Here is a 17,674-nt window from a genome sequence, read left to right as displayed (position 1 = left end):
TCATGGCGTGAAGCACCGGGCCGCTCGCGGCCCCCGCTCCGCCGGATGCAGTCCACAAACGGCGGCGGCCCTGCCCCCTTGAGCACCGGCCCGCGAAGACGGATCCCCGACCCTTTGAAGGATTGACCGACCATGCAGACCTCGAACATCCTCGCGAAGATCGAAGCGCCCCTGTTCCGCGAGGGGATCCCGGATTTCCGCGTCGGCGATACGGTGCGCGTCCACTATCGGATCGTCGAGGGCGAGAAGGAGCGCATCCAGGTGTTCCAGGGTGTGGTCCTGAAGCGCCACCGCGCCGGGGTCCGGAGCACTTTCACCGTGCGCAAGGTGAGCTTCACGGTCGGTGTCGAGCGCATCTTCCTCCTCCACAGCCCCCGCATCGACAAGGTCGAGATCGTCTCGCGCGGCGTGGTCCGCCGCTCGCGGCTGTTCTACCTGCGCGGCCTCGCCGGCAAGGCCGCCCGCGTCCGCGACGCGAAGGATTGATCCGCGCCGGCCGGCGTCCCGGCCACGCGAACAGACGCAGCGCGCTCCCGCAGAGCAGATGGCAGCTGGCTCCGAGCGCGCGCGCCGGCGCGTTCATGGCGCAGCGCTTCAGCCGGCGCAGCGCCGAACAGCGCTGCTTGCAGGCGTGTGCGAGCCGCATTGTCGGCCGCCAGCAAGGATCCGCGCATACTTCTTCTTGATCCTCGGCCGAGCGCCCACGGTATGCTCGCGGCGGCGGCGCCGCGGCGCCGCGAAACCCGAGAAGGATCACCATGCTCTGTCCGCGTTGCGGTGCGCCCGCGACCCCCGCCGATAAATTCTGCGCTGTGTGCGCCTCGCCGCTCGCTCCCTCCGGGCCCGGAGCGTTCGGGGCGCCGCCTCCCCCGCCGCCTCCTCCTCCGCCGTTTCCTGCCCCGGGCTTCGGCTCGCCCCCTGAGCCTCCTCTCAACTTCGGCTCGCCGAGCGGTGGTTTCGGTCCGCCTCCGCCGGTGCCCTTCGGGGCTCCTCCTGGTTCGCCCCCCGGCTTCCCGCCGGCACCCGAGGGCGGCTCGTCGAGCTTCGGTCCCCCGCCGCCCTTTGGGTCGCAGCCCGGTGGCTACGGCGCTCCCCCGCCACCTCCTCCTCCGCTGCCGCTGAAGCCGCCTCCGTTCCCGCCCGAACCGCCGATCTACGGCGGGCAGGGCGGCAGCGGCGGCTATGGCTCGGCCCCGAGCTTCCCGGAGCAGCAGGGCGGCTATCCCGGCCCCCCGATCCCGCGGACCGGCTTCGGTCCTCCGCCGCAGCCGCAGGGCGCGCGCTGCGTGCAGGGGCACGCGATCCCGGCGGGCGGCTCGTTCTGCATGGAGGGAGGCCACCCGATCGCCCTCGACGGGATCCACATGAGCGGCGACGCCTTCAATCAGACGACGCACGCGCCCAACCAGCCAGGGCCGTCCGCGCCGCCGCCCGTGCAGCAGGGGGGCGGCATGGGCGGCTACCCAGGGCCGTCCGCGCCGCCGCCCGTGCAGCAGGGGGGCGGCATGGGCGGCTACCCAGGGCCGTCCGCGCCGCCGCCCGTGCAGCAGGGGGGCGGCATGGGCGGCTACCCAGGGCCGTCCGCGCCGCCGCCCGTGCAGCAGGGGGGCGGCATGGGCGGCTACGGCGAGCCTCCTTCGCTCCAGCAGCACATGCCCCAGCCGGCGCCGCCGCCTCAGTACATGTCCGCCCCTCCGGCTGTGCACCCGCCCACGCCGGCGCCGCCGCGGCCCATCGGGCAGGACCGGCGCGCCCTCGCCGGCTTCCTCGTGAGCTTCCAGGACGACCCGCTCGGCCGGTTCTGGCCGCTCTGGCAAGGCAAGAACGTCGTCGGCCGCGCCGAGACAGGACAGAAGGTCGACATCGAGATAGCCCACGGAACGACCTCCACCCACCACGCGACGATCGAGGTCGACAGCGGCCGGCTCGTCCTCGCCGACCTCGGCTCCACCAACGGGACGTTCCACAATGAGGAGGCGGTCGGCTTCCAGGGCCGACGAGAGCTGCGCGATGGCGACAAGATCCGCTTCGGCGGGTTCAGCGTCATCCTGTTCAACGTGGCCACGCGGGCCTGACGGGCCCATCGCACGAGGAGAGGCGTTGCCGAGTCTGGCCCCCTTCCCCCGCGACGTTCCACCGGCACCTGGCGCCCCGGTCAGGCTGCGTGAAAACCAACCGGATAGCCGCCGCCAGCGCGCGTCGGCCGCCCCGCTCGCGCGGGGAGCGCTCCTCTGCTCCCTCGCGCTCGCTGGAGATCCCCACGCATGACTCCCTCTCATGACGCGACTCGCCCGATCCACTCCATGAGCGCCTCCGCCCGTCGCGGCAGGCGCGGGGGCAAACCCCTCCGCTGCGCTCCGCTGCTCGCGCTCGCGGCCGCTGTCCTCGCGCTCCTCGGCGGACCGCGCCGCGCCGAGGCCGCGCCCGAAGCGCACCTGCTCCGCATCGACCCGCGCGCGAGCACCGCGGACGGGTCGCCCGTGCTCACGACCGTGCTCGAGGTCGTGCAGAGCAAGCGCCTCAGCGACATCACCCGCACCTGCGCCGCGCTCACGGGCGACGCGAACCTCGACTGCGTCTCCGACGCGATCGAGCAGCCGTCGGCGCTCTACTCGTCGTTCGACTTCCCGGACAAGAACGCGATCTTCTCCGTCACGGTCGACGGCACGGACCTGCCGGCGAAGTTCGAGTCGAAGGCCCGGTGGGGCGACAGCGCCGGGCAGCCGGGCGTCGGCACGGCGTGGCTCATCCTGATCGACGCCGCGTCGAGCATGGGCACCCGCTTCGACGAGGCCAAGGCGGTCGCGAGCGCGTTCGTGAACGCGATGCAGCCGAACGACATCGTCGACGTGATGTTCTTCAACGATCGCGGCGTCGTCGAGGACTCGAAGTGGGTGAGCAACAAGCAGACGGCGGCGCAGGCCATCGGCGGCGTCACGCGCACCTACCCGACGCAGGGGCGCACGCGCCCGCTCTTCACGATCATCAAGAACGCCGCGACCGACGCGTTCAAGGAGCTCGGCAACGCCGGCCAGGGGGTCCCGGTGCCGATGCACCAGGCGCTGGTCGTCCTCTCGAACGGCGCCGCCGGCGCCGACCCGAGCTCGACCGCCGCGGCGTCGAACCTGCTCCGGGACTACCTCACGAAGGGGCGGTTCCCCGAGAACAACGACGTCCTGCCGAAGACGCCGGTGCCCGTCATCTCGATCTGGTTCCCGAGCCGGCTCGTCGAGGAGTTCACCGCGAACGCCCGCGAGTTCATGGAGGGGATGGCGAACACCGAGATCGGCGGCTTCTTCAGCGTGGTGCGCGACGGCCAGCAGCGGCGCGCGGCCAACATCGTCAACGCGATCCGCACCCGCTTCAACAAGATGCACATCGTGAAGTGGCGGGTCTCGTGCGTCGCTCCGAGCATCACGCAGACGTTCAAGCTCGCCTTCATCAACACGGATCCGCCGATCGCGGGCGACGCCACGTTCCAGAACGTCCCCGTCGGCATCGATCCCACCGTGTGGCCGCTCGACATCGACCGGGACGCGACCGATCGCGCCGCGAAGAAAGCGCCGATCTACCCCGGCAGCACGATCAAGATCTTCGGTAACTTCTGCTGGGGCGGCAACGCGCAGCGGGCCGAGATCTACATGGTCCCGAAGAACCAGGCCGCGCCGCAGTCGCTGCAGGGCGGGAACATCGAGGACGCGAGGAAGGCCCAGCGGACGCTGATCGACAGCGGGATGCGCGGCAAGGCGGTCTCTGCCGGGGACAGCGTCGTCGAGTTCGAGCTCCCGGACACGGACAAGTTCCTCGTGGGCAAGGGCGACCAGATGACGGCGCGCCTCATCGTCTACGACAACCACGCGCGGCGGACGAGCGCGGTCACGGCCGACAAGATCCTCACGCTGAAGGCGAAGGAGGCGCCGCTGCCGTACCTGCTCATCGCCGGCGTCACCTTCGGCGGCGTCGTCATCGTGCTGCTGCTCGTCTCCATCTTCCGCGGCGGCAGCGGCGGCGGCCGGCGGCGCGGCGCGGCGGCGGCGGCGGCGCCCCCGAGGCCCATCGTGGCGGGCGGCGGGGCGCCTCCGCCCTACGCACCCGCGCCGCCTCCGCCGGGCGACTTCGGCTATGGCGCCGGGCCGATGATGGCGCCTCCCCCGGGCGGCGTCAGCCGGGCGACGCTCTCGGGCGCGGCGGGCATCTTCACCGTGCACCCCGGCGCCGAGGTGCGCGCCGGGCGCGACGGCGCCTCGTGCCTGATCGCGCTCTCGGAGCCGCGCGTGTCCGGCACCCACGCGAGCGTGAAGCTCGAGGCCGGCCAGCTGTTCGTGCGGGACGAGGGCTCCAACAACGGGACCTATGTGCACGGTCAGCGCGTGGCCGCCGGCGTCTGGACGCCCGTGCCGCCCGGTGCCTCGTTGCGGTTCGGCCCCGTCGAGTTCAACGTCCGTTTGGAGTAGCGTGTCCGGGGCCCCCGGCCTCACGCCCCAAGCGACGCCCCCCCATGATGCCCCCGACCGAGTCCTCCCCGCACCTCAAGATCGAGTTCGCCCAGGCCAGCGATGCGGGTCGGGACCCGAACAAGCAGGTCAACGAGGACGCGTGCGGCTACGCCGAGACCAGGTTCGGTCACCTCTGCGTCCTGTGCGACGGCATGGGCGGGCACTACGGGGGCAGCGAGGCGAGCCGCACCGCCATCCAGACCCTCTTCGAGGTGATCGAGCAGACGCCGGCCGCCATCGATCCGAGGGCGGCGCTCAAGGCCGCGATCGAGGAGGCGGGGCGCCGCGTCTATCAGCTGGGCGGGCCGGCGGAGAACCGCGTCCGCCCGGGCTCGACCGTCGTGGCGATGGTCCTCCACGGTGGCGGCGTCGACGTCGCGCACGTCGGCGACAGCCGCGCCTACGTGATCCGGCGCCAGCAGATCTACCCCCTCACGCGCGACCACTCGATGGTGCAGGGGATGGTCGACGCGGGCATGATCACGGAGGCGCAGGCGATCGGCCACCCCGACGCGAACAAGATCACGCGCGCGCTCGGGATGAAACCGGAGGTGGAGGTCGAGGTTCGACCCGAGCCGATGGAGTTGTACCCGGGCGACGTGCTGATCCAGGCGAGCGACGGCCTCACCGATCTCGTGCTCAGCGGGGACATCCTCGGGTGCACGCGGCAGGCGCTCGCGTCGGGCTCGATCGATCACGCATGCAGGATGCTCGTGCAGCTCGCGAACCACCGCGGCGGTCACGACAACATCACCGTCCAGATGGTCCGGGTGATCGAGACGGGCAGCCGCTCGCTGACGATCGCGCACGGGCCGCCGGGGGCGGGCGGCGACGGCGACGGCGTCGACCAGGCGCGCGCTTCGGGCCCTCAGGAGACCGTCGCGATGACGCGCCTCGAGGGGGCGGCGAGCGTCCCGCAGAGCGCCGCCGATGCGCTGCTCGCCCACGGGCACGGCGCCCCGGCGCCGGGCGTGGCGACCGCTGGAAGCGCGCCTGCTGCAGGCCCGGCGTCCCCCAGCAACGCGACGACCGTGATCCCGACGGGCACCACCGGCGCGCCCGCGCTGCATCCGGCGTCCGCCAGCGACGCGATGACCGTGATCCCGACGGGCACCACCGGCACGCCGGCGCGGCGTCCGGGGTCCACCAGCAGGGCGACCACCGCGGACCCGACAGCCGCCGACGGCGCGACCGCCCTGGCCTCGATGGCCGCCGGTGGCGCGACCGCCGCGGCCGCGACGGCCATCCACGGCGTGCTCGCCGTGACCCCGACGGCCACCGACGTCGTACCCGCGCTGACCCCGACGGCCACCGACAACCCGCCGACCGTGGCGCCAGCACCCGCCCACCGCGCGTCGGCGCTGCGCCCGACAACCGTCGACAGCGCGCCGGCGGTGCGCCCGACCGCCGCCGACCACGTGCCCGCCGTGGCGCCAACGATCGCCCACGGCGCACCGGCGGTGCGCCCGACCGCCGCCGACAGCGCGCCTGCCGTGAGTCCGACAGCGATGGATTCCGTCCACCCGCTGCCCACGACCGTGCCGGGAGGCCCTGCGCCGATGCCTCACGCGTTCGCGCCCGATGCGCGCGCCGTGCTGTCTCCCCTTCCGCTGAGCGCTCCCGCGGCACCCGCACCTCATCCGATGGTCCATGGCGCGCCGCCTCACCCGGGCGCCTTCGGCGCCCCGCCTCACCCTGGCGCCGCCTACGGCGCGCAGCCTCCGCCGGGAGCCTTCGGCGCCCCGGCCCACCCGGGCGCCGCCCTGGGCCCGCCTGGCGCCGCCTACGGCGCGCAGCCTCCGCCGGGAGCCTTCGGCGCCCCGCCTCATCCCGGCGCCGTCTACGGCGCACAGCCTCCGCCGGGGGCCTTCGGCGCCCCGGCTCACCCGGGCGCCCCGCCTCATCCCGGCGCCGTCTTCGGCCCGCAACCTCACCCGGGCGCCTTCGGCGCCCCGCCTCACCCGGGCGCCGCCTTCGGCCCACCGCCCCACCCGATCGACCAGGACGCTCCTCCCGCTTCGGTCGCCTTCTCGGGGCACCACGCAGCGGCGCCGGGCGGTCCCCCTGCCGCCGCCGCCCCGCACCTCGCCCCTGCCCCGCCTCACGCACCTGGCTATGCCGCGACCGGACCGCGCGCCCTTCCAGCGCCGAGCTTCTCCGGGCCCGTGTCCTCGTCCATGGCATCGGGCGTCCCGAGCACCGTGCGCGCCTCGCGCGGCGTCTACATCGCCCTCATCGCCTCGATCTCGCTCGTGATCGTCGTGCTGGTCGCCCTCCTTATCTGGAAGCTCGCCCCCGGCTGAGCGCGACGACGCGACGACGCGACGACGCGACGACGCGACGACGTCCCCACGCACCAACAGGAACGGATGACCGCCGCGCGACGACCTCGGCCGCGGAATGCAATTGAAGAAGGACCAGATTCCGGATTAGCCTAGCTCTCCGGAGGTTCCTCCATGCCTGGAGATCAAGAGCTCGAGTACGGACACGACATGGATGGCACGCCCACGGAGATGGACGACGAGCCCCCGTCGACCCGTATGCCCTCCCTCGAGGAGGTCCGCGCCGGCTTCATGCTCCTCGACCTGTGATGCGCGGAGCCGCCCGGCTCCCGGCCGTCACGACGCTCCGCTCTGAAGCTCTCCTCGCCCAGCAGACGAAATCCTCCCGCCGCGCTCGTCACGCGTCACCCGACACGCGCTCCCTCTCGCACACGGCCGCGCGCAGCGCAGCGTCGCGCCGGGCGCCACGCGCCTCTTTCCTTGCTCTCCCCAACCGCCTGTGGTGAAACGCGGCCGCATGATCCCGGGGCTAGGTAAACAAAGCATCACGATCGGCAGCGCCCCCACCTGCGATGTGGTGCTCGTCGCTCCCGGCGTCCTGCCCGAGCACGCGCGCATCATCAACCACGGTGGTGGCAAGCTGCTCTTCGCCTGCGGTCAAGGGCCTGCATCGGCGAACGGGCGGCCCCTCGCGCCGGGAGAGCAGCTCCCGTTCGACTTCCGCACCCAGTTCGTCGTCGCGCAGACGCCGGTGCCGCTCCACCACCCGGCCATCACGCTGATGATGGCGTCGCCCGGGTCGCTCGCGCCCGCGCCCGGACAGGTCGTGATCGGGCGCGACCCCACGCGCGCCTCCCTCGTGCTCCAGCACCCGAGCGTCTCGAGCCAGCACGCCACCGTCACGCTCGATCGCATGATGGTCATCGACCACAACTCGACGAGCGGCACCTACGTCGGCGCGCAGCGCATCGCTCCCGGCGCGCCGACGCCGATCGATCCGCAGGGCGCCGTCGCCTTCGGGCCCGTCCCGGTCCAGATCAGCCTGCTCGTCCAGCTCGCTCAGGCGGCCCGGCAGTCGGCGCTGCCCGCCGCGCAGGGCGCCATGGCCGGCACGAGCGCCCTGCCGCCGCAGCCCTCCGGCGGCTACACGCCGTCGCAGCAGCCCATCGCCGGGAGCTACGCGCCGCCGCCGCAGCCCGCCGGTGGCTACGCGCAGCAGCCCGCGCAGGCGGCGTCGTCCTTGCCCGCCGCCGGCGCGCCCGGGCGGAAGAACAAGACGGTCCTCGGCCAGCTCGACTTCTCCGGCGGCGGGTCGAACGTCAAGCGGATCGGCCGCACGCCCGACAACGACATCGTGCTCGCCCACCCGCAGGTGTCGAGCCACCACGCCCTCCTGCACTCGATCAACGGGCAGCTCTACGTCGAGGATTGCGGCAGCGCCAACGGGACCTACGTCCGCGGCAACCGCATCGCGCCCGGCCAGAAGATCGCCGTGCAGAGCGGCGAGAAGATCTACATCGGGCCCATGCCCCTCCAGATCGAGATGGGGGGCGCAGGCGCGGTCGAGGTCATCCAGGAAGCGTACTCCGCCGATCGCTGGGCTGGGCGCCCGCTCTACGAGATCGAGGCGTGGAGCCTCGCCCTCCAGGTCCCCGACAGGGACAACCCCCAGGAGCAGAAGACGCTCCTCGACAACGTGTCGTTCAAGGCGCTGCCGGGCGACATGATCGCGCTCATGGGGCCGTCGGGCGCCGGCAAGACGACGCTCCTGCTCACCCTGAACGGCTACCTGCCGCCGACGAGCGGCGTCGTCCGCATCAACGGCGAGGACCTCTACAACATCTACGACACGCTCCGCGGCTCCATCGGCTACGTGCCGCAGGACGACCTCGTCCACCCGGAGCTCACCGTCTTCGAGGCGGTCCGCTACAGCGCGAAGTTCCGCCTCCCGCCCGACTACACCGAGGCCGAGATCGACGCGCGCGTCGAGCAGACCATCACCGATCTCGGCCTGGAGGGCGTCAAGAACCTCCAGATCGGCAAGCCCGAGAACAAGATCCTCTCGGGCGGGCAACGCAAGCGCGTCAACATCGCGCTCGAGCTCGTCACCGACCCGGTCATCCTCTTCCTCGACGAGCCGACCTCGGGCCTCGCCGCCGACGACACGACCGCGCTGATCACCCTGCTGCACGACCTCACGAAGGCCACCGGCAAGACGATCATCATGACGATCCACCAGCCGGCGAAGGACGAGTTCGAGAAGTTCAGCCACACGCTCATCCTCGGCTACGGCGGCATCCCGATGTTCTTCGGGCCGACCCAGCCCGACGCGTACCGCTTCTTCGGCAGCTGGAAGGAGCGGCACGGCCAGCCCAACGACGTCGACAACCCGCGCGACATGTTCGAGATGCTCGCCTTCCGCGAGCGGCCCATCTTCGACCAGCTCCGCGCGCGGGACCCGAACGCGTCGCGCGGCGAGGCCAGGCGGCTCGCGGCCATCGAGTGGCGCAAGGAATTCTTCAGCGACGCCAACCCGACGTACCGGCGGATGTACTCCGGCCGGCGGGAGATCGGCACCGGGCAGGGGCAGCGCGGCATCCCGGCCGGCCGCGCCACGACCAAGGGGCAGCTCGGCCTGCTCCTGTCGCGCTACTTCAAGGTGAAGAAGCGCGACCTCGGCGGCACCCTGATCATGCTCCTCCAGGCCCCGATCATCGGCATCCTCCTCGCGATCGTCTTCGGCGGGCAGGAGAAGGCGATCCCGGCGTGGTGCCTCGGCGCCCTCCAGGAGCTCGGCCGCCGCGCGGGCGGCGCGGATCAGAGCACCGACGTCATCAAGGGCATGGAGGTCACCACCGACCACACCGCGGCGATCTTCTTCCTCGTCGTCGCCGCGGTCTGGTTCGGGACCTCGAACGCGGCGCGCGAGATCGTCAGCGAGCGGGCCATCTACCTCCGCGAGCGCATGGTCAACCTGGGGCTCGTCAACTACGTGCTCTCCAAGTACCTGCTGCTCGCCGGGTTCTGCCTCGTCCAGTGCAGCATCCTGCTCGCGATCGTGTTCTTCACCCTCGGCTTCCACGGCGGGATGCAGGCGTTCGCCATGCAGCTCGCCGCGCTGACCGCCACCTCGCTCAGCGCCGTCGCGATGGGGCTCCTCCTCTCCACGGTGGTCGCCTCGTCCGAGGCGGCCATGGCGCTCACGCCGATCGCGCTCATCCCCCAGGTCGTCCTCGGCGGGCTCATGGTGCCGATGACGACCGTGCCGCACCTCCGGCCGCTCATGTACATCATCCCGGCGCGCTGGGGCTTCGAGGGCGCGATCGCGCCCGAGCGCCTCGCGACCGCGGAGTCCTCGGCCTGGGTCATCGATCTGCACCGCACCGACACGAGCTCCGCGGACTTCATCGAGGGCGGCAAGTTCAAGTGCGCCATCGCGCAGATGGCCGCCGACAACTACGCGGGCGCGTGGGGCTTCACCACGTACGATCAGACCTGGATGCCCTACGCGGTGCTCTCCGGGATGACCCTCGTCCTCCTCGTCACGCTCTGCGTGGTGCTCAAGCGGCGCGACCCGGTGTGACCTCGTGATGACGCAGGAGCCCGCCTCCGCCCTCACCGATGTCGGCCCCCTCCCGCACCCGCGAGGCCACCGCGGGCCGGGCGCCGCGGCGCTCCTCTCGCTCGTGCTCGCCGCGCTCTCGCCCTCCGCGGCGCGCGCGCAGCAGCAGGAGCAAGGTCGGCAGGAGCCGCAGGCGCCCGCGGGCCCGACGAGCGTGCCCCGGGGCCAAGGCGGAGCGATCGTCACGCCCCCTGCCCCAACGGCCGCGCCGGCGGGCCGAGCGACGCCGCCGCGGGCGCTCAACTACACGGCCCCGGCGTACCCGCCGGAGGCCGAGAGGCAGGGGCTCGAAGGGTCGGTGACCCTGCAGCTCGACATCGATCGCAACGGGCGCGTGAAGCAGGCGGTCGTCGTCGAGAGCGCGGGGCACGGGTTCGACGAGTCGGCGGTGGCCGCGGCCCAGCAGCTCGAGTTCGAGCCGGCCCGCCGCGCCGATGGCACCCCCGCTGCGGCGCGCATCCTGTACCGCTACTCGTTCACCCTGAAGACAGCCGCGCCGCCGCCCGCCGCCGGCGAGCCGGCGAGGCCCGCCGAGAACCTCCGCGGCACCGTGCTCGCCAGCGGCGGCGACGTCCCGCTCGCCGGCGCCACCGTCTCGGTCGCGCGCGTCGCCGGCGCGCGCGCCGCCGGCGACGCCGCGGCGCCGGAGCTCACGACCGACGAGGGCGGCGCCTTCGTCTTCGTCGATCTGCCGCCGGGGCGCTACAAGGTCACCGTCGCCGCGCCCGGCTTCGAGCCGCTCTCCGTCGAGGAGGAGATCTCCGCGGGCGAGCAGATCGAGGTGAAGTACCGGCTCCTGCCCCGCGGCGAGGGCCTCGAGGTCACGGTCCGCGGCGACAGGCCGCCGCGCGAGGTCACGAAGCGCACGCTCGAGCAGCGCGAGATCAACCGCATCCCCGGCACGAACGGCGACGCGCTGCGCTCGCTCCAGAACCTGCCCGGCGTGGCGCGCCCGCCCACCCTCGCCGGCCTGCTGATCGTGCGCGGCTCCGGCCCGCAGGACACGCAGACCTTCGTCGACGGCACGCAGGTGCCGCTCATCTACCACTTCGGCGGCCTCTCCTCGGTCGTGCCGACCGAGATGCTGGAGAAGATCGACTTCTACCCCGGCAACTTCAGCGCCAAGTACGGCCGCGTGCAGGGCGGCATCGTCGACGTCGCCCTGCGCTCACCCAACGAGGACGGCAAGCTCCACGGCCTCGCGCAGATGGACCTCATCGACGCGCGCGTCCTGCTCGAGGGGCCCGTGCCCTTCCTCGAGAACACGCGCTTCATGGTGGCGGGCCGGCGGAGCTACATCGGCGAGTCGTTCGGCCCGGTGCTCGAGGCCGCGGGCGCGGGGGTGACGCAGGCGCCCGTCTACTACGACTACCAGGTCCTCCTCGAGACCGAGCCGACGCCCTCGTCGCGCCTCCGCCTCACGTTCTTCGGCTCGGACGACGCCCTCGAGGTGCTCCTCAGCGACCCGGTGCCCAACGAGCCGGCCCTCTCGGGCAACGTCGGGCTGCACACCGCGTTTCAGCGCCTGCAGCTCCGCTACGATCACGAGCTCACCGACCGGGACCGGCTCGACGCCGTGCTCGCGATCGCGCGCGACGACGCCGATTTTGGGATCGGGCCGATCTACTTCCAGCTCGATCTCAAGACGCTCTCCGGCCGCCTCGAGTACGTGCGGCGGCTGTCCAAGGGCGCGGTCTTCAACGCGGGGCTCGACGTCTTCGCCGGCCTCTACGCGGTGAACCTCCGCGCCCCCGCGCCGAGCCGCCCCGGCGAGCCGCCGAACCAGCCGTTCTCGACGCGCGCCCTCCAGGAGGTCTCGCGCGACGGCGGCTTCTTCTACCCCGCGGCCTACGCCGAGCTCGAGCTCGCCCCGAGCCCCCGGGCGAAGATCGTCCCGGGGCTGCGCTTCGACTACCAGGACCTGAACGAGCGGGCCACCGTGAGCCCGCGCGTGAACGGGCGCTTCGACGTGGTCCAGGGGTTCCCGCGGACGACGGTGAAGGGCGGCGTCGGGGTGTTCCACCAGCCGCCGCAGTTCCAGGAGGTCATCCCGCCGCTCGGCAACCCGGGCCTGAAGTCGACCCGCGCGCTGCACTACGCGGCCGGCGTCGAGCAGGACATCACCCGGAACATCGAGGCGTCGGCCGAGGGGTTCTACAAGCAGCTCGACGAGCTCATCGTCGGCGTGAATCGACCCGGGTCGATCCAGCTCGACTACCAGAACGTCGGGTCGGGCAGGGTCATCGGGGGCGAGTTCCTGCTCAAGTACAAGCCCGACGATCGCTTCTTCGGCTGGGCCGCCTACACGCTGTCGCGCAGCACGCGGGTGCCCGGGGTCGGCGAGGCGGAGCGGCCCGTTTCGTTCGATCAGACCCACATCCTGACGGTGCTCGGCAGCTACCGCCTGGGCGACGGCTGGGAGTTCGGCGCGCGGTTCCGCCTGGTCTCCGGCAACCTGGTCACCCCCAACGTGTGCAACGTCAACGCGCAGAGCTGCGACCCGTACCGCACCAACGCGCTCTTCTACGCGCCCACCGGGACCTATACGCCGATCCCGTTCTCCGGCCCGAGCAGCGAGCGGCTCCCGCCGTTCCACCAGCTGGATCTGCGCCTCGACAAGTCGTGGAAGTTCAAGAGCTGGCAGCTCTCGGCCTACCTCGACGTGCAGAACGTCTACAACAACGCGAACAGCGAGGCGATTCAGTACAACTACAATTATACCGCCCGACAGTACGTCACAGGGCTGCCCGTGTTGCCGAGCTTCGGGCTGCGAGGAGAGTTCTGAGATGCGATCGACGCGAGCGGTGGGCGGCGCGGTGAGGCGCGCCGGCGCGGATCGCGGGCGCAGGTGGCGGCGCGCGGTGCTCGGGACGCTCGCGCTGGGCGCGCTCACCGCGCCGGCGATCTCGTCCGGGTGCGTCGCGGGCTTCGACCCGCCGAGCCTCGTGAACGGGCTCCGCGTGTTCGCCGTGGTCGCCGACGTCGAGACCCAAGAAGGAGAGCCGGAGAGCTCTTCGTACGCCTCCCCCGGAGCTCAGGTCACCTTCAGGATCCATTACCAGGATGGGCTCGGCGGCCCCGAGGAAGGGTCGCGGCCGGTCTCGGTGTACTGGTTCGGCGGGTGCGAGAACCCGATCGGGGACGACTACTACGGCTGCTATCCGGCGTTCGCCGAGCTCGCCGCGAAGCTCGAGGAGTGGGAGGAGGCGCGGAAGGACGACCCGACGATCCCGATGCCCGATCTCAACGGCGTGCGTCCCGGCTTCGGCGACACGTACACGATCACGATCTCGGACGACATCCTCGAAGGCCGCGAGGCGCCCGCCACGGGGGGCCCGCGGTCCGGGAGCGCCTACGTCTTCTTCGTCGCCTGCACCGGGACGCTCGGCGTCGTGGAGGACCAGGGCACCGGGCGCGCCGGGACCTTCCCCGTCGCCTGCTTCGACGCCGGCGGGCGCCGGCTCGGCCCGGACAGCTTCGTGGCCGGCTACACGCAGATCTACATCTTCGAGGACGGCCGCACGAACGCGAACCCGGAGATGCTGGGGCTCACCCTCGATGGCGAGCCCTTGCCGGAGGACTTCGCCGAGATCCCCAACGTCGATCGCTGCCCCATCGGCCGAGAGGAGCGGCGCGAGGCGGGGTGCAGCGCGGAGGATCCGTTCACCGCGTGCCACGCCTACGAACTCGACGCGATCATCCCCGACAACGTGGCGGAGGACGATCCCGACGCGAAGCAGCAGGACCTGAAGGAGATCGTCTGGGTCGACTACTTCACCGATCTGGGCGACCTCGACCGGGGCATCAAGCTCGTGAGCGACGCGGCCAAGGGGGACCTCGGCGACCACGCCGTGAAGTGGATCCCGCCGGCGGAGCCGGGCATCGCCACGCTCACCGCGGTCCTGCGCGACGCGCGCGGCGGCTCGTCGGTCGTGCAGCGCCTCGTCCGCGTGAAGTGACGGCGGGCGTCGGGGCGTGACGCGCGCGCCGCCGAGGGGACCGCCTCCGTCACCCGCAGCCGGCCTCGAGCTGCGCGAGCAGACCGATGAGCTGCTCGGCGTCGCGCGCTGCGCACAGCACCTCGGCGGCGTTGTGGCTGGCGAGCCGGGCGACCTGGGCGAGCAGCTCGAGGTGCGCGCGGCCGCTCTCGCCGCAGACGAGGACGACGAGCAGCCGGAGCGGGGCGCCGCCCGGCGTGGGCACCGCGAGCGGCTCGGCCAGCGTCACGAGCACCGCCGCCGGGCAGGCGCCCGGGACGATCGCGTGCGGGACCGCGACGCCGTTGCCCAGCGCCGTCGACGACTCACGCTTGCGCGCCATGATCTCCTGGGCGAGCGCGCTCGCCGACAGCGCGCCGCCGGGGGGCGCGAGCCGGGACGCCGCGACGTCGATGACGTCCTCGATGTGCGCGCACGAGAGGTGCAGCACGATGCGCTCGGGCGTGAGCAGCCCGCTGAGGCGCCGCGCGGGCGCCACGCCGAACGGCGCGCTCGCCGCGAACTCGGCGTCGATGAACGCCTTGACCCGCGCGAGCTGCGGGCCGCTGAGGTTGCGGCGCGCGAGCTCGACGAAGAGCGCGTTCGCCGCCGGGACGCGCTCGAGGTAGCGCGAGACGAGCGGCTCGACCTGGTGGCCGAGCTCGAGGAGCACCGCCGGGGGCAGCTCCAGCGCGCCCGCGATCGCCGTGAGCCGGTCGGGCGTGGGGATGGCGTCGTGCCCGTGCTCGACGCGGCTCAGGTACGCGCTGGAGACGCCGATGCGATGCGCGAGCGCGCGCAGGCTGAGGCCCGCCTCGACGCGGAGGAGCCGCAGCGCGGCCCCGAACTCGGCGAGCACGCGCGCCCGCGCGGCGCTGTCAGCGTCGGAGATCGCCGGCATGGGGCTCAGGAGCGATCGGCCTCGGCCGCGAGCGCGGTCGAGAGGAGCTGCGGGGCGGGCGCCGGGGCCGGGGCCGGCACGGCGGCGGGCTCGTAGCACCGCACGACGAGCAGCGAGGTCGGGCACCCCTGGATGACGTGCTCGGCGCGGATGCCGAACCGGCGCTGCGCGAGGCCCCACTCGGTCCCGACGCCGACGAGGACGAGATCGTAGCCGCGCCCCGCCTCCTCGAGGGCCGCGTCCGCGGGTGAGTCGTGCTCGACCACCTTGAGCACCACCCTGGACTTCCGCAGCGCGCCGCCCTCCTCGCCCTCGAACACCTCGTCGACCGCCGCCTGCGCGCCGAGCGCGTCGTCGGACCTGCGCTTCGGCTTGACCACGTGGAGGATGGTGACGTCGGCGCCGACCTGCTGCGCCAGCCGGCGGGCCAGCGCGAGCGCCGCCTTGTCGTGCAACGTGCCGTGGAACGGCACGAGCAGCTTGCGGACCGCGGTGAGCCCGCGATCGATGAGCACGCCGACGTCGGTGCGGGCGCCGCGCATGACCTCGTAGACGGTGCCGCCGAGCACGGTCTGGCTGAGCAGCGGCTTGTGCCACCCGACGAGCACGAGGTCGGCCTGCTTCACGTCGGCGACGTTGCAGATGTCGTGGCTCGGCTTGGGCGAGACGAAGGAGAGCGGCCGGACGTCGGCGCTGAGCTCCTTGGCCCGCGCGAGGAGCGGCGCGAGCGCGGCCGCCCCGTGCCGCTCGGGCCCCTGGTCGAGGTAGAACGAGCCGCGGTCGGTCGGCGGGATGAGGCGCAGGGCGTAGAGGCGCCGCGCCTCGGGGCCGTGGCCGGCGAGCGCGCTCGCGAGCGTCACCATGCCGGGGCCGGAGCGCTCGTAGGAGACGCACATGAGCACGGTGAACACCTCTGCCGCCGTGGGCAGGGGCGTCCGGTCCGGCACGTCGGCGAGCTCCTTGGAGAGCTCCTCCGGCGGGTAGACCCAGCGCAGGAGCGGCGTGGTCATGAAGGTGGTGACGAGCGCCATGAGCACCATCATCGTGAACAGCGTGGGCGAGATGATGCCCAGATCGAGCCCGAGGTTCAGGACGATGAGCTCCATCAGGCCGCGCGTGTTCATGAGGATGCCGAGCGCGCTGGCCTCGCGCCAGCGCAGGCCCGTGAGGCGGGCGGCCACGGCGCTGCCGCCGAACTTGCCGACGCAGGCGACCACGATGATGAAGCCGCACATCAGCCAGCCGTCGGCCGAGTTGAGCAGCCCGATGTGCGTGCGCAGGCCGCTGTAGGCGAAGAACAGCGGGAGCAGGAAGACGACGGCGAAGTCCTCGAGCTTCTCGGCCAGGCTCTGCGCGAAGCCGGTGCCCTTCGGCATGATCGCGCCGAGCATGAAGGCCCCGAACAGCGGGTGGATGCCGATCATCTCGGTCGTCCAGCTCGACACGATGAGCAGGAGGAGCGTGATGGCGACGAGGTCCTGCGAGAGCCCTTCCTTGTTCGCGCCGCGCTCGCCGAGCCGGGCCAGGAAGGGCCGGACCACGAACATCATGCCGCCGATGTAGACGAGGGCAAAGACGGTGGTCCAGACGGCGCCCACGAGCCCGGTGGCACGCGCGATCGAGACGACGAACGCGAGGATGCACCAGGCGGTCACGTCATCGACGGCGGCGCACGTGATCGTGAGGGCGCCGACCTTCGAGCGCAGGAGGCGCCGCTCGGTGAGGATGCGCGCGAGCACCGGGAAGGCCGTGATGCTCATGGCCACGCCCATGAACAGCGTGAACGACATGAACGGGACGGAGGTGTCGGAGAGCCGGGGGTACAGGTAGAGCGCGAGCAGCCCGCCGAGCGCGAACGGCACGACGATGCTCGTGTGGCTGATGATGACCGAGGCGTGGCCTCGCCCGCGCAAGAGCTTCGGGTCGAGCTCCAGCCCGATGAGGAACATGAAAACGATGAGCCCGACCTCGCTCACAAGCTTCAGGAGCGGCAGCGACTCCGAGGCGAACAGGGCCGCCGATGGTTCGGGAAACACCCAGCCGAACAGCGAGGGGCCAAGCAGGATGCCCGCCGTGACCTCGGCGACGACCATCGGCTGCCCCAGCCGGCGGGCCACCATGCCCACGAGGCGCGCGCAGGCGATGATCAGGAAGGCCTGGATGAGGAAGCGGGTCAGCGGGGTGTGAATCAGGCTCTCCATGGGAGCGCTCCCTCCTCGTAAGTGTTAAGTTATCGCTTATCAGCGGCCCATCTCGGCTGTCAAGAATTGAGACGCGCGGCGTCAAACCGCCGGGGCGCGCCGGCGAAGACGCGCCGCCCGGCGCGTCAAGCGTGCCGCGCGGACGGCCGGTCGAGCCTCTCTCGAGCTGTTCGGCGCCGGGCGCCTCTCGCCGGC

At 72.3% G+C, this 17,674-nt stretch carries 10 protein-coding genes; 8 read left to right on the top strand and 2 right to left on the bottom strand.

Annotated features, from left to right (window positions below; genetic code table 11):
- Positions 1-132: 132 nt before the first annotated feature.
- The 8 genes from rplS (at position 133) to WME75_RS12395 (ending at position 14,359) form a co-directional block, all read left to right on the top strand.
- Complete coding sequence (rplS, locus tag WME75_RS12430; RefSeq protein ID WP_436611162.1) at positions 133-486, top strand: 50S ribosomal protein L19; 354 nt, start codon at positions 133-135, stop codon at positions 484-486.
- A 272-nt stretch (positions 487-758) separates the two neighbouring features.
- Entirely contained in the window at positions 759-2,075 is a 1,317-nt protein-coding gene (locus WME75_RS12425; RefSeq protein WP_437490048.1) for an FHA domain-containing protein, read from the top strand.
- A 228-nt stretch (positions 2,076-2,303) separates the two neighbouring features.
- Positions 2,304-4,454 (top strand): FHA domain-containing protein, encoded by a 2,151-nt coding sequence (locus WME75_RS12420; protein ID WP_437490047.1) that lies wholly within the window; start codon positions 2,304-2,306, stop codon positions 4,452-4,454.
- Positions 4,455-4,498: 44 nt separating this feature from the next.
- Positions 4,499-6,799, top strand: coding sequence for a protein phosphatase 2C domain-containing protein (locus tag WME75_RS12415; RefSeq protein WP_437490046.1), 2,301 nt, complete (start codon positions 4,499-4,501; stop codon positions 6,797-6,799).
- Positions 6,800-6,952: 153 nt separating this feature from the next.
- On the top strand, positions 6,953-7,087 hold the full coding sequence (locus tag WME75_RS12410; RefSeq protein WP_437490045.1) for a hypothetical protein: 135 nt from the start codon (positions 6,953-6,955) through the stop codon (positions 7,085-7,087).
- Between the two features lie 193 nt (positions 7,088-7,280).
- Positions 7,281-10,361 (top strand): FHA domain-containing protein, encoded by a 3,081-nt coding sequence (locus tag WME75_RS12405; protein ID WP_437490044.1) that lies wholly within the window; start codon positions 7,281-7,283, stop codon positions 10,359-10,361.
- Between the two features lie 7 nt (positions 10,362-10,368).
- Positions 10,369-13,185, top strand: a complete 2,817-nt coding sequence (locus WME75_RS12400; RefSeq protein WP_437490043.1) for a TonB-dependent receptor domain-containing protein — start codon at positions 10,369-10,371, stop codon at positions 13,183-13,185.
- 1 nt (position 13,186) lies between these two features.
- The gene (locus WME75_RS12395) at positions 13,187-14,359 is read left to right on the top strand and encodes a hypothetical protein (RefSeq protein WP_437490042.1); all 1,173 of its coding nucleotides are present in this window, start codon (positions 13,187-13,189) and stop codon (positions 14,357-14,359) included.
- Positions 14,360-14,408: 49 nt separating this feature from the next.
- Here WME75_RS12395 and WME75_RS12390 read toward each other — a convergent pair whose 3' ends face one another.
- Positions 14,409-15,278 carry a PTS sugar transporter subunit IIA gene (locus tag WME75_RS12390; protein WP_437490041.1) on the bottom strand — a complete coding sequence of 290 codons (870 nt, stop codon included), beginning with the start codon at positions 15,276-15,278 and terminating at the stop codon, positions 14,409-14,411.
- A gap of 5 nt (positions 15,279-15,283) precedes the next feature.
- Entirely contained in the window at positions 15,284-17,479 is a 2,196-nt protein-coding gene (locus WME75_RS12385; RefSeq protein ID WP_437490040.1) for a cation:proton antiporter domain-containing protein, read from the bottom strand.
- Between the last annotated feature and the right edge of the window lie 195 nt (positions 17,480-17,674).

This window comes from Sorangium sp. So ce1014 (assembly GCF_051521505.1).
Taxonomy (GTDB): domain Bacteria; phylum Myxococcota_A; class Polyangia; order Polyangiales; family Polyangiaceae; genus Sorangium.
Note: the sequence above shows the minus strand (reverse complement) of the source record. Positions and strands in the feature narration are given on the sequence as shown.

What these genes read in the sequence shown, in the direction of transcription:
- WME75_RS12425 (WP_437490048.1), top strand. Translation starts at nt 759, where the DNA reads ATGCTCTGTCCGCGTTGCGGTGCGCCCGCGACCCCCGCCGATAAATTC.
- WME75_RS12390 (WP_437490041.1), bottom strand. Translation starts at nt 15,278, where the DNA reads ATGCCGGCGATCTCCGACGCTGACAGCGCCGCGCGGGCGCGCGTGCTC.
- WME75_RS12400 (WP_437490043.1), top strand. Translation starts at nt 10,369, where the DNA reads ATGACGCAGGAGCCCGCCTCCGCCCTCACCGATGTCGGCCCCCTCCCG.
- rplS (WP_436611162.1), top strand. Translation starts at nt 133, where the DNA reads ATGCAGACCTCGAACATCCTCGCGAAGATCGAAGCGCCCCTGTTCCGC.
- WME75_RS12410 (WP_437490045.1), top strand. Translation starts at nt 6,953, where the DNA reads ATGCCTGGAGATCAAGAGCTCGAGTACGGACACGACATGGATGGCACG.
- WME75_RS12415 (WP_437490046.1), top strand. Translation starts at nt 4,499, where the DNA reads ATGATGCCCCCGACCGAGTCCTCCCCGCACCTCAAGATCGAGTTCGCC.
- WME75_RS12420 (WP_437490047.1), top strand. Translation starts at nt 2,304, where the DNA reads ATGAGCGCCTCCGCCCGTCGCGGCAGGCGCGGGGGCAAACCCCTCCGC.
- WME75_RS12395 (WP_437490042.1), top strand. Translation starts at nt 13,187, where the DNA reads ATGCGATCGACGCGAGCGGTGGGCGGCGCGGTGAGGCGCGCCGGCGCG.
- WME75_RS12385 (WP_437490040.1), bottom strand. Translation starts at nt 17,479, where the DNA reads ATGGAGAGCCTGATTCACACCCCGCTGACCCGCTTCCTCATCCAGGCC.